General features: G+C 66.2%; 12 protein-coding genes. 1 reads left to right on the plus strand and 11 read right to left on the minus strand.

The window, feature by feature from the left end; all coding sequences use genetic code 11:
* Window positions 1-4 precede the first annotated feature (4 nt).
* The 10 genes from ACUXVH_RS22030 to ACUXVH_RS22075 form a co-directional block, all read right to left on the minus strand.
* On the minus strand, window positions 5-772 hold the full coding sequence (locus ACUXVH_RS22030; RefSeq protein ID WP_015635334.1) for an ABC transporter ATP-binding protein: 768 nt from the start codon (window positions 770-772) through the stop codon (window positions 5-7).
* 3 nt (window positions 773-775) lie between these two features.
* A complete protein-coding gene (locus ACUXVH_RS22035; RefSeq protein WP_011060918.1) occupies window positions 776-2,110 on the minus strand; it encodes an ABC transporter substrate-binding protein in 1,335 nt (444 codons plus the stop codon).
* A gap of 28 nt (window positions 2,111-2,138) precedes the next feature.
* Window positions 2,139-3,188: a branched-chain amino acid ABC transporter permease gene (locus ACUXVH_RS22040; protein WP_047336614.1), complete on the minus strand. Its 1,050-nt coding sequence runs from the start codon at window positions 3,186-3,188 to the stop codon at window positions 2,139-2,141.
* 4 nt (window positions 3,189-3,192) lie between these two features.
* Window positions 3,193-4,074: a branched-chain amino acid ABC transporter permease gene (locus ACUXVH_RS22045; protein ID WP_011060916.1), complete on the minus strand. Its 882-nt coding sequence runs from the start codon at window positions 4,072-4,074 to the stop codon at window positions 3,193-3,195.
* Window positions 4,074-4,850, minus strand: coding sequence for an ABC transporter ATP-binding protein (locus ACUXVH_RS22050; RefSeq protein WP_011060915.1), 777 nt, complete (start codon window positions 4,848-4,850; stop codon window positions 4,074-4,076). The genes ACUXVH_RS22045 and ACUXVH_RS22050 overlap by 1 nt, the downstream gene beginning before the upstream one ends.
* On the minus strand, window positions 4,847-5,836 hold the full coding sequence (locus ACUXVH_RS22055) for an AMP-binding protein (protein ID WP_065363841.1): 990 nt from the start codon (window positions 5,834-5,836) through the stop codon (window positions 4,847-4,849). The genes ACUXVH_RS22050 and ACUXVH_RS22055 overlap by 4 nt, the downstream gene beginning before the upstream one ends.
* 152 nt (window positions 5,837-5,988) lie before the next feature.
* On the minus strand, window positions 5,989-7,392 hold the full coding sequence (locus tag ACUXVH_RS22060; protein WP_011060913.1) for an LLM class flavin-dependent oxidoreductase: 1,404 nt from the start codon (window positions 7,390-7,392) through the stop codon (window positions 5,989-5,991).
* Window positions 7,392-7,856 (minus strand): acyl-CoA dehydrogenase, encoded by a 465-nt coding sequence (locus tag ACUXVH_RS22065; protein WP_065363840.1) that lies wholly within the window; start codon window positions 7,854-7,856, stop codon window positions 7,392-7,394. Before ACUXVH_RS22065 ends, ACUXVH_RS22060 begins: the two co-directional genes overlap by 1 nt.
* A gap of 11 nt (window positions 7,857-7,867) precedes the next feature.
* A complete protein-coding gene (locus ACUXVH_RS22070; RefSeq protein WP_065363839.1) occupies window positions 7,868-9,070 on the minus strand; it encodes an SfnB family sulfur acquisition oxidoreductase in 1,203 nt (400 codons plus the stop codon).
* A gap of 201 nt (window positions 9,071-9,271) precedes the next feature.
* On the minus strand, window positions 9,272-9,835 hold the full coding sequence (locus tag ACUXVH_RS22075; RefSeq protein WP_065363838.1) for a helix-turn-helix domain-containing protein: 564 nt from the start codon (window positions 9,833-9,835) through the stop codon (window positions 9,272-9,274).
* Between ACUXVH_RS22075 and ACUXVH_RS22080 the strand changes: the two genes are divergently transcribed.
* A complete protein-coding gene (locus ACUXVH_RS22080; RefSeq protein WP_015635330.1) occupies window positions 9,830-10,837 on the plus strand; it encodes a DMT family transporter in 1,008 nt (335 codons plus the stop codon). The genes ACUXVH_RS22075 and ACUXVH_RS22080 overlap by 6 nt on opposite strands.
* A gap of 152 nt (window positions 10,838-10,989) precedes the next feature.
* On the opposite strand, the gene ACUXVH_RS22085 is transcribed toward ACUXVH_RS22080, so the two are convergent.
* A complete protein-coding gene (locus ACUXVH_RS22085; protein ID WP_169891825.1) occupies window positions 10,990-11,349 on the minus strand; it encodes a hypothetical protein in 360 nt (119 codons plus the stop codon).
* Window positions 11,350-11,554: the final 205 nt, after the last annotated feature.

Consider the following 11,554-nt stretch of genomic DNA (forward strand, 5'->3'; position numbering starts at 1 on the left):
ACGGTCAGTGTTTGCCCAGGTAGAAATCCTGCAGGTCGCCCCGGGCCAGCAGTTGCTCGGCGCTGCCGGACAAGGCCACGCGGCCGGTGTCCAGCAGGTAGGCATGGGAAGCGTACTTGAGCGCCAGATTAATGCTTTGCTCGGCGATCAGAAAGCTCACCCCCGCCTCGCGATTGAGCTGGGCGACGATCTGGAAAATCTCCTGGACGATAATAGGCGCCAGGCCCATGGACGGTTCATCCAGCAGTACCAAAGTAGGACGAGTCATCAACGCCCGGCCGATGGCCAGCATCTGCTGCTCGCCACCGGAGGTCAGCCCGGCGCGCACCCGGCGCTTGGTCAGCAGCCGCGGAAACCAGCTGTAGATACGCTCCAGGTCCTGTTCCAGCTGGCGCCGGCCCAGGCCACGGACAAAGCCGCCGGCGCGCAGGTTGTCTTCCACCGTCAACTGGGGGAAGACGTGGCGCCCTTCCAGCACATGCACCATGCCCTGGCGCACCCGCTGGCTGGGGTCGACCCCGGCCAGGTCCTGCCCGGCAAAGGCGATGGCGCCGCGGCTGAGCTCGGCACGCTCGGCCCGCACCAGCCCGGAAATGGCCTTGAGGGTGGTGCTCTTGCCGGCGCCATTGGCCCCCAGCAAGGCGACGATGGCCCCCCGGGGCACGCTCAAAGATACCCCGGCCAGCGCCAGGATCACGCCGTCGTAGATCACCTCGATGTCCTGTACCTGCAGCAAGGTCTCGGCCGTCGCGGCCGTAGCGCTGTGGCTCATGGTTCAGTCACCCTCGTTGCATGTACGGGGCACCAGGCGCTTCTCCTTGGCAAAGGCCGCGGCCTTTTCGTCGATCAGCGGCCGTAGCAGCGCGCGGTCGGCGGCAATCCACTCGCTGATCAGGGTCCAGTTGGCGCCGTCCCATTGCTGCACCCGGGCCGCGCCGCCACCTTCGTGATCGCGGCAGGACAGCTTGAGGTTCTGCATCAGCCCCAGGTAACCCATGTCCTTGAGCCGGGCGTCGTCGATGTTCAGGTGTTCCAGGCCCCAGCGCCCTTCCTCGCCATTGAGCGGGCGCTTGCCGAACTTGCCCTGGGCGGTCCGGATCGCCTCCACCGCCACCGCCGCGTTCACCAGGCCGGAGTTGTAGTACACGCTGCCGAAATTCTTCAGGTCCTTGAGGTCGCTCTTGCCGGTATCGAGGATGTACTGCTTCAGGCGCTTGTGGATCTCGAAGTCACTGCCCGCCGGGTAGGGCGTCAGCGCCAGGTAGCCCTTGGCCGCGGCGCCGGCCGGCAGCACGTCTTCGCTGGAGCTGGCCCAGATATCGCCGATGATGTGGTCCACCGGGAAGCCGAAGCGCGCGGCGGTCTTCACCGCCACCGGGGTGGACACGCCCCAGGTGCGCAGGAACACCCAGTCCGGGTTCTGCTGGCGGATCTGCCGCCATTGCGCCGACTGCTCGTTGCCCGGGTCGGCCACCGGGATCTGGATGTTCTCGAAACCGTACTTCTCGGCCAGCAGCTTGAGCGGCCCGAGGGTTTCCCGGCCATAGGCGGAGTCGTGATAAAGCGTGGCGATCTTCTTGCCCTTGAGCCGGTCGAACCCGCCCTCGCGCTGGGCGATGTAGTTCACCAGGGTCGAGGCCTCGCTGTAGAAGGTCAGCATCACCGGGAAGTTGTAGGGGAACACCGTGCCGTCGGTGGCTTCGGTGCGGCCGTAGCCCAGGGTGATCAGCGGGATTTTGTCCACCTCGGCACGCTCACTCAGGGCATAGGCCGCCGGTGCGCCGTTGGGCTGGTAGACCGCCACCGGTGCGCCATCCAGGCCGTTCTTGAAGCGCTCGTAGCACTCGATGCCCTTCTCGGCGGTCCATTCGGTCTCGCACTCCTGCCACACCAGCTTGACCCCGTTGATGCCGCCCTCCACCTGGTTGATGTAGTTCAGGTAGTCGATCATCCCGGCCCACACCTGCACCCCGCTGGAGGCATAGGCGCCGACGCGGTAGGTGGCCAGGGGGAAGAACTGCTGGTCCGGCCCGGCCTGGGCTGCCGGGGCAACGGCCGCCGCCAGCAGCAACGCCGCGCCGGCCAGGGAAGCTTTCAAGGATGCACGCATGTTGTCTCTCTGTTCTGGGAGGAGGAATTCAGAAGCGCAGCGGCCAGTGCCGCAGGCGCTCGCGCAAGTTGCCCAGCAAGCGGATCAGGCCCTCGGGTTCCTTGATCAGGAACAGGATGATCAGCACGCCGAAAATGATTTTCTGCAGGTTCTGCAACTGCCCGGCGTCCACCGCCCCGCCCAGCAGCGCCTGCCCGGCATGGCTGAGGAGAATCGGCAACAGGCTGATGAAGGCCGCGCCGACGAAGTTGCCGGCCACGCTGCCCATGCCGCCGATAATGATGATGAAGAGGATCTGGAACGAACGATTGATATCGAAGCTGCTGGCGCTGGCGGTGCCTAGGTAGGCGAAGGCCCACAGCGCACCGGCGATGCCCAGGTAGAACGAGCTGACGGCAAACGCCTGGCGTTTGTAGCGGGCCACCGGGATGCCGATCACCGCGGCGGCGGTGTCCATGTCGCGGATCGCCATCCAGTTGCGCCCGACCTGGCTGTGCACCAGGTTCTGCGCGACCCAGGTCAACAGCAGCACCGTCACCAGGGTCAGCAGGTAGCGCCCCTGGGGGTGGTTCAGGTCATGGCCCAGCAGGCTCAACTGCGGCGCCGAAATGGTGCCCGAGGAACCGTAGTTGTAGAACCAGGGAAACTTGACGAACAGCCACTCCAGGAAGAACTGCGCCGCCAGGGTGCTGACCATCAGGTAGAAACCCTTGATCCGCGAGCTGGGCAGGCCGAACAGCCAGCCCACCAGGGCGCTGATCAGGCCGCCGCCGAGCAGGGCCAGGGGCAGCCCCAGCTGCGGCAGGCGCAGCAGAATACCGTAGGTGGCAAAGGCCCCCACGGCCATGAAGCCGGCGGCGCCCACCGAGGTCTGGCCGGTGTAGCCGGTCAGCAGGTTGAGCCCGAGCCCGGCCAGGGACAGCACCAGGAAGGGAATCAGGATCGCGTTGAGCCAATAGTCGTTGCCCAGCACCGGCACCACGCCGAAGGCCAGCAGCAACAGGCCGGCCAGGCCCCAGGGCAGGCGGCGCTGGACCAGTAGCAAGGGGGCGGTTTGCCGCGTCAGAAGAAGGGACATCAATTCACACTCGCTCGATGGCCCGCTCGCCGAACAGGCCGGCGGGGCGGATGTAGAGGAAGGCCAGGGCCAGGACATAGGCGAACCAGGGGCTGATGCCGCCGCCAATCAGCGGGCCGATATAGACCTCCGCCAGGTTTTCGGCGGCGCCGACGATCAGGCCGCCGGCAATCGCCCCGCCGATCGAGGTGAAGCCGCCGATGATCAGCACCGGCAGCGCCTTGAGCACCACCAGCGATAGAGAGAACTGCACCCCCTGGCGGGCCCCCCAGAGCAGCCCGGCCACCAGCCCCACCACCCCGGCCACCGCCCAGACGATCTGCCAGATGCGGTTGAGGTTGATGCCGATGGACAGCGCCGCCGTGGTGTCGTCGGCTACCGCCCGCAGCGAGATGCCGATGCGGGTCTTGTTGAACAGCAGCGCCAGCACCGTCACCAGCACCAGGGCGGTAGCCGCGGCAATCAGGTCGAATTGGCTGACCATCAGCGGCCCGAGGAACAGCGGCACATCGTCGATGCCCAGGTCCAGGGCCCGCACCTGGGAGCCCATCAGGCCCTGGGCCAGGCCCTCGATGATGAACGACAGGCCCAGGGTGGCCATGAACAGGGTGATCGGCGAGCGGTTGACCAAGGGCCGCAGCACCAGGCGTTCGATCAGCCAGGCGCCGAGGATCATCACCAGCACCGTCAGCAACAGTGCCAGGGCGAAAGGCACGCCCTGCTCGTGCAGGCTGACGAAGGTCAGCGCGGCGAACAGCAGCATCGAGCCCTGGGCGAAATTGAACACGCCACTGGCCTTGTAGATCAGCACGAAGCCGATGGCCACCAGTGAATACAGGGTGCCGGCCAGCAGACCGCCGAGCAGGGTTTCGAAGAAGAATGCCATCAGTGCACGGCCCCCAGGTAAGCGGCGATCACCTCGGGGTTGGCCTGGACCTCGGCCGGTGTGCCATCGCCCACCTTGCGTCCGTAGTCGAGCACCACCACGTGGTCGCACAGGTCCATGACCACCGCCATGTCGTGCTCGATCAGCACCACGGTGGTGCCCAGGTCACGGTTGATGTCGGCGATGAAGCGGGCCATTTCCTGCTTCTCCTCGGCATTCATTCCGGCCAGGGGTTCGTCCAGCAGCAACAGGCTGGGCCCGGCGATCAGCGCCCTGCCCAACTCGACGCGCTTTTGCAGGCCATAGGCCAGGTTGCCCACCGGCACATCGCGCAATGCCTGCAATTCCAGAAACTGCAGGATGCCTTCGGCCAGCTGGCGGAATGCCCGGGCTTCACGGCGGGCCCGGGGCAAGCCCAGGGCCTGTTCGATGAAGCGCGCGCGGGAGTGGCGCGAAAGGCCGGTGAGCAGGTTGTCCAGCACGCTCATCTTCTTGAACAGCGCGTTGTTCTGGAACGTGCGGCCGATGCCCCGGCGCGCGGCGTCCAGCGGGTCGATGCGCTGCAACGGCTGGCGCTCGAACACGATGGTCCCGGCGTCAAAGCGATAGACCCCGTTGAGCACGTTGAGCAGCGAACTCTTGCCCGCGCCATTGGGGCCGATCAGGGCACAGATCTCGCCCCGGCGCACCTCGAACGACAGTTGATTGATGGCCTTGACCCCCTTGAACGACAGGGAGATGTCACTGACTTGCAAAATGGATTCGGCGTGGCTCATGCAATGTTCCGTGTGAATTCGACGATCCAGGCCGGGGTGGCCGGTGGCGTCGTGGCCTGGGGGGCCTGCCAGATGAATTGCAGGCGAGAAAAGCCCAGCAGGCGGCGCACCCGATGCTTGAGCAGGCGCGCCAACAGGCCCTGGGGATGGGCCAAGGCCCACTCGCACAGGCGTCGACGCCAGCTATCGGGGGGCGCCAGGCGGCTCTCGATCTCGTCCGCCAGGCGTTGCAGGCGCTGGGGCGACAGCAGCAGGCCGCTGGGGGCCACCTCCCGCCGGTCGCGGCTGGTCGAGCCGCGGCTTTCGGCGAAGGCCAGGCACTGGCCACTGGCCAGCCATTGCTCCAGCAGCACCGTCAGGCCCTCCTGCCATTGCGTGCCCTCCTCGCTCCACAATTGGCCGCTGCCGACCGGGGCGCGCCAATTGGCCTGGCGCCGGGGTGGCTCGCCCCGGCCCAGCAGCTCGCGCAATTCCAGCAGGGGCAGATGCGCGCCTTCCGGCAGGCGCGGCAAGGCTTGCCCGGCAATCAGCAACTGCGGGGCCAGAGCGTTTTCACTGGCGGCGACCCAATCCAGCACCTGCTGGCGCGAATGCACGAAGGCGTGGCTCGGTTGCAGGCGCCACAGGGTCTGGCGCAGGGCTTGGGGCGGCAGCTCGTCGTCCAGGCTCAGCACCTCGGCGCCAAGGCTGTGGGCCGCCAGGGCCAGCAGGAGCAGGTCCGGTTCGAAGCGGGCGCTGACTGCCAACCGCGAATCCGGCGTCAGGCCCTGCTGGCGCAGGCCGTCGGCCAGGCGCTCGACGTCCCGCAGGGCGTCGATCCAGCGCCAGGCGTACCAGTGGCCGTGGCGCTTGTGGCGCAAGGCGTTGTGCAACGGGCTGACCTGGGCCCAGTGGTGCAACCGCTCCAGGGCCCCGCTCAACTGCAGCCGGGCCTGGGGCGCTGGCGAATCCGCGCTCGGCGCACGCTTGAGTTCATGCACGCTCATGAGTTGACCTCGATCTCTTGGCAATCGCGTGCGGTGGTCCGCTGGCTGGAAATGAACGGGGGCCTTGTGGGCCTTTTCGCTTGTAGGAGCCGGCTTGCCGGCGAAGGCGTGGGCCCCTTCGCTGGCGAGCCAGCTCCTACAGGGCGCGGGGTTCAGGCGCTGGCACGTTGCGCGGCTGTTTGGCGTTGCCCGCCCAGGTTGCGCCAGGCGCTGCCCGGGTGACTTTCGGGCAGGCGCGGGCCGGCGCCGAAGAGTTTTTCCCGCAGGGTGCCCGGGGCGTATTCGGTCTTGTAGACGCCCCGCTTCTGCAACTCCGGCACCAGCAGTTCCACGGCGTCGATAAAGCTTTCGTGGGTCAGCGCATACGCCAGGTTGAAGCCGTCGACGTCGGTCTCTTCCACCCATTCCTGAAGCAGGTCGGCGACGGTTTCCGGGCTACCGACGAACAACGGGCCAAAGCCGCCGATGCCCACCCAGTCCGCCAGTTCATGGGGTGTCCAGACCTTGTTCGGGTCTGCCGTGGAGAAGGCCTCCACCGCCGACTGGATGGCGTTGGTGTGCACGTGCTTGAGGGGCTCGTCGGGCTTGAAGCGGCTGAAGTCGATGCCGGTCCAGCCGGAAATCAGCGCCATGGCGCCCTCGTAGCTGACCCAGGATTTGTATTCCTCGAACTTGGCCTTGGCCTTGGCGTCGGTCTCGCCCAGGATCACCGTCTGCAGGTTGAAGATCAGGATCTTCGACGGATCGCGCCCGGCCTCGGCGGCCCGGCGGCGGATGTCGGCCACGGTCTTTTTCAACAGCACCTTGGACGGCGCGGCGACGAACACGCATTCGGCCTGCTCGGCGGCGAACTGCTTGCCCCGGCTGGACGCCCCGGCCTGGTAGAGCACCGGGGTACGTTGCGGCGACGGCTCGCAGAGGTGGATGCCCGGCACCTGGAAGTGTTTGCCGACATGGCGGATCTCGTGGATCTTGCTCGGGTCGCTGAAGATCCGTCGCTCGCGGTCGCGCAGGATCGCGCCGTCTTCCCAACTGCCTTCCCAGAGCTTGTAGCAGACCTCCAGGTACTCCTCGGCGTAGTCGTAGCGAGCGTCGTGTTCGGTCTGGGCCTGCTGCCCGATGTTCTTGGCCCCGCTCTCCAGGTAGGAGGTGACGATGTTCCAGCCGGCGCGGCCCTTCGTCAGGTGATCGAGGGTGGATAGGCGCCGGGCGAAGGGGTACGGGTGCTCGAAGGACAGCGACGCGGTGAGGCCGAAGCCCAGGTGCTCGGTGACCAGGGCCATGGGCGGGATCAGCTGCAGCGGGTCGTTCACCGGGACCTGGGCGGCCTGGCGGATCGCTGCCTCGCCGTTGCCGTTGTAGACGTCGTAGATGCCCAGCACATCGGCGATGAACAACCCGTCGAACTTGCCCTTTTCAAGGATTTTCGCCAGGTCGGTCCAGTACTCCAGGTCCTTGTACTGCCAGGAGCGGTCCCGGGGGTGGGCCCAGAGGCCCGGCGACTGGTGGCCGACACAGTTCATGTCGAAGGCATTGAGGCGGATTTCACGGGACATCACACAACACTCCTGAAACCTTGGGGTGGCACGCCATTGAGGCGGTAGTTGCCGATCAGTTGGTATTTCCAGCGCAGCGGGTCATCCAGGGTCTGGGGCTGCGGGGTGCGCTGGCCGGTGAGTTCGAATTCGGCGTTGCCGGCCGCCACCAGGGCTTCGGCGGCGGCAATCGCCGCCTCGGCCAGGGCAATGGCGATCTCGGCCGGGTCCTGATCCTCTTGCAGCCGGTGCTGGGCCCGCTCCTGCAGGGCGGCTGCCACTTCGATGCGGATCTGCAGGTCGCCAAAGCGGCTGATCACATACGGGTCGTCGCTGGCCCTGGCCAGGCCGCTGCCGCTCCAGGGCCGGGCCTGCTCGCGGATGAAATCCAGGGTTTGCTGCAGCAGGACGCGGGCCCGCTGCAGGACCTGGGCGTTGTGTTCCAGGGCCGCTTGGGGGGTGTCGGGGCGAGTCAGTGCATTCATGGCGCAGTCCTTCAGTTCCAGGCGTGGCGGGCCGGCTTGATGCCGTTGAGCAGGTAGTTGCCGATCAGGTGATATTTCCAGCGCGCCGGATCGTGCAGGGTGTGGGTGCGGGCGTTGCGCCAGTGGCGGTCGAGGTTGTACTTGCCCGACACCGAACGGGTGCCGGCCAGTTCGAAGAGTTTGCTGGCGGCGAGCAAGGCACTCTCCGCCGACAGCACCTTGGCCTGGGCCACCACCAGGGAGGCCTGGGCGACGCTGTCTTCACCGGGCTGGGCCAGGGCCTGATCGACCGCCTCGGCGGCCTTGGCGAGGATCGCCTCGGTGCCGTGCACCCGCCATTCCAGGTCGCCGATGGCGGCGATGGTGAACGGGTCCTGCCAGCCATGGTCCAGGCCGCTGTCGATCCACGGCCGGGATTGCCGGGCATGGTGCTTGGCGTCTTCCAGGGCGGCGACGGCGATGCCGGTGTCCACCGCGGCCTGGATGATTTGCGAGATCGGGCCATCGGCGGTGGGCTGGTCGAAGGCCCGATGGGCCGGGATCACCGCGCTGCGCGGCACCCGCACCGCCTTGAGGCTGACCCCGCCACTGGCGGTGGTGCGCTGGCCGAAGCCGTCCCAGCTGTCGATCACCGTGAGGCCAGGGTTGTCGCGCTCGATAAAGGCAATGTGCGCCTGGTTGTGTTCGTCCACCGCCACCGCCGGGACGATGTGGGCGAACAGCGCCCCGGTGCAGTAGAACTTCTCGCCGTCGATCTGCGCCTGTTCGCCGTCGAAACGGATCTGGGTTTCAAAGGCGCCGACGTGCTTGCTGCCGGCCTCGGAAAACGCATTGCCGAAGCGGTAGCCCTGCAACACCTTGGCGAAGTAGTGCTGCTTCTGCTCTTCGCTGGCGGTCTGCAGCAGGATGTCCACAACCCCCAGGTGGTTCTGCGGCAACTGGCCGAGAGACGGGTCGGCGGCGGAAATGAGCTTGATGACTTCCACCAGGGTGGCGTAGGACACCCCGGCACCGCCGTACTCTTTGGGGATGGTGATGCCCCACAGGCCGCTGGCGGAAAATTCGTCGAGCTCTGCCCGGGGCAGGCGCCGTTCGCGGTCGCGCACCGCAGCCTCCACGGCAAAGCGCTGGGCCAGGGCCTGGGCCACGCTGATGGCCTCGGCATCGCTGCGGATGATGTGGGCACTGCGAGAGGGTTGGGCTGGGACTGTCATGGGCCGACTCCGCTTCCTGAAGATCAAGATGAACACCGCTCGGGTGCTCGCTATCAGGACAATTGCAGGAGTCGTGCCTAAATATAATTTCTTTTATTATCAGTAAGTTAATGAGTTATCTAGAGAAAGCTCATCAACTGAAAAAAGGCAAAATGTTCAACCACTGTTGGTCAGCCAACAGTGGCCGGCACGCGAGGGGAATCAGAACACCACGTTGCGCACGAAGCGCGTGGCCTGGGCGCCGTCATTGCGATAGCCGTGGGGAACATGACTGGCGAACATGAAGAAATCGCCGCTTTCCAGGCGCCGTTCAGTGTCGCCAAAGAACACCGTCAGGCAGCCCTCGAAGACGTAGATCTGCTCGCTCCAGCCTTTGGCATCGCATTCCGAGTGATAGACCTCGCCGGGCTCCAACTGCCACTCCCACAGCTCCACCTCGCGACTGGCCTCGGCCTTGGCCAACAGCACCGCCTTGCTGCCCGGGATGGCACCGGCCCAGGCCAGCTCATTGATGCGGCTCGGGTCCCGGGCATCCGGGGCCTGGATCAGGTCGCTGAAGGCCACGTTCAAGGCTTCCGCCACCCGGTCCAGGGTGCCGAGGCTGACGTTCTTCTCCCCCGCCTCTATCGCCACCAGCATCCGCCGGCTGACATTGGATTTTTCCGCCAGGGCGCTCTGGCTCAAGCCCGCGGCATTGCGCAGGCGGCGGACGTTGAGGCTGACATGTTGCAGGACCGAGGCCCGCTGGACGTTTTCTTTGTGCACTATATTGCTCACTCCCGGGGCCTGCGCAGTATACTGCCCAACTTCCGGCGCATTGTGCGTCCCCCTCAGGTAGCACGCAAGGCCATGACAGCAACGCCCTCCCGCGGATTCCAGTTCAAGTTGAGCAAGGCCGAAGCCGTGCTGGTGCTGATCACCATGATCTGGGGCGGCACCTTCCTGCTGGTGCAGAACGCCATGAGCGTCAGCGGGCCGATGTTCTTCGTCGGCCTGCGCTTTGCCGCAGCGGCGTGCATGGTCGGTGCATTCTCACTGCGCCACTTGCGCGGCCTGACCCTGTTCGAACTGCGCGCCGGGGCCTTTATCGGCACCGCCATCATGCTCGGCTACGGTTTGCAGACCGTGGGCCTGCAAAGCATTCCCAGCAGCCAGTCGGCGTTCATCACTGCCCTTTATGTGCCCTTCGTGCCGTTGCTGCAATGGCTGTTCATGGGCAAGCGCCCGGGGTTGCTGCCGAGTATCGGCATCATGCTGGCGTTCACCGGGCTGATGCTGCTGTCCGGGCCCAATGGCGCGTCCCTGGACTTCAGCCCCGGGGAGATCGCCACCCTGATCAGTACCGTGGCCATTGCCGCGGAGATCATCCTCATCAGCAGCTTCGGCGGGCGGGTGGATGTGCGCCGGGTCACCGTGGTGCAGCTGGCGGTCACCTCGCTGCTGGCGTTCGCCATGGTGTGGCCGACCGGGGAAGCGCTGCCGGGGTTTTCCTGGCTGCTGCTGGCCAGCGCCCTGGGCCTGGGGGCTGCCAGCGCGGTGATCCAGTTGGCAATGAACTGGGCGCAGAAAAGCGTCTCGCCGACCCGCGCCACCCTGATCTATGCCGGCGAGCCGGTGTGGGCCGGGATTGTCGGGCGCATCGCCGGGGAGCGCCTGCCGGGGCTGGCGTTGCTGGGCGGCGCCTTGATCGTGCTGGCGGTGATCATCAGCGAATGGAAGCCCAAGGCAGAAGCCGGACAGCAGAGCGGCGAGGCGGTGGAGTCCTGAGCAACGGCCCGCGGCGGGGGCGGCTTGCTGGTGAGGGAGCTCTTGAGGGCCCTTTCGCTGGCAAGCCAGCGCCTACAGCTGGCTTGGGGACTGTAGGAGCCGGCTTGCCGGCGAAGGCGCTCTTGCAGGCGCTCTCGCTGATAGGCCAGCGCCTACAGTGCGGGGTCCCCGGGGGCGTAGAGCCAGGTGGGGACGGTCAGGGAGCCCTTGTGCTTGGGCTCCAGCAGTACCCGGTCATTTTCAGGCTCGCCGTGATAGTAGAAGTAGGCGTGGTAGAGCGCGTGCCCCTCGGCAAAGGCGCGGTCGAAATAGAGCACCGTGCCCGGCGGCAGCACATAGTTGCGCTCATCCCCCTGCGGGCCTTCGATGACCAGCGCCTGGCGGGTCTTGAGCATGTCGGGGCGGTCCAGATAATGCTCCAGGCCAATGCCCGATGCCGCACCGAAGGCGGTGAACAGTACGGCGAACGCGCCCCGTCGAAACAGCCGGCCCAAGGCCGATCCTTTAATCATGTGCACCCTTGTCGATCCTTGTGGCGGCTTGAGCTGGGCAGGGCATTTGCCCCACAGCACCCGGTGAACGGGCGCATCAGGCATTTGTCTCCTACCTTTGAAAGCGTATGTAACATTTCTTAGGGGGCCCGGGCCGCGCATGGCGGTTGGTGATCCAGGGCCTGGCACGTATTATGCGTCATACTTTTCCGCAGATTAGAAGCCT

Source organism: Pseudomonas sp. 8(2025) (assembly GCF_052665325.1).

What these genes read in the sequence shown, in the direction of transcription:
- ACUXVH_RS22040 (WP_047336614.1), bottom strand. Translation starts at nt 3,188, where the DNA reads ATGTCCCTTCTTCTGACGCGGCAAACCGCCCCCTTGCTACTGGTCCAG.
- ACUXVH_RS22070 (WP_065363839.1), bottom strand. Translation starts at nt 9,070, where the DNA reads ATGACAGTCCCAGCCCAACCCTCTCGCAGTGCCCACATCATCCGCAGC.
- ACUXVH_RS22085 (WP_169891825.1), bottom strand. Translation starts at nt 11,349, where the DNA reads ATGATTAAAGGATCGGCCTTGGGCCGGCTGTTTCGACGGGGCGCGTTC.
- ACUXVH_RS22065 (WP_065363840.1), bottom strand. Translation starts at nt 7,856, where the DNA reads ATGAATGCACTGACTCGCCCCGACACCCCCCAAGCGGCCCTGGAACAC.
- ACUXVH_RS22035 (WP_011060918.1), bottom strand. Translation starts at nt 2,110, where the DNA reads ATGCGTGCATCCTTGAAAGCTTCCCTGGCCGGCGCGGCGTTGCTGCTG.
- ACUXVH_RS22050 (WP_011060915.1), bottom strand. Translation starts at nt 4,850, where the DNA reads ATGAGCCACGCCGAATCCATTTTGCAAGTCAGTGACATCTCCCTGTCG.
- ACUXVH_RS22045 (WP_011060916.1), bottom strand. Translation starts at nt 4,074, where the DNA reads ATGGCATTCTTCTTCGAAACCCTGCTCGGCGGTCTGCTGGCCGGCACC.
- ACUXVH_RS22030 (WP_015635334.1), bottom strand. Translation starts at nt 772, where the DNA reads ATGAGCCACAGCGCTACGGCCGCGACGGCCGAGACCTTGCTGCAGGTA.
- ACUXVH_RS22060 (WP_011060913.1), bottom strand. Translation starts at nt 7,392, where the DNA reads ATGTCCCGTGAAATCCGCCTCAATGCCTTCGACATGAACTGTGTCGGC.
- ACUXVH_RS22055 (WP_065363841.1), bottom strand. Translation starts at nt 5,836, where the DNA reads ATGAGCGTGCATGAACTCAAGCGTGCGCCGAGCGCGGATTCGCCAGCG.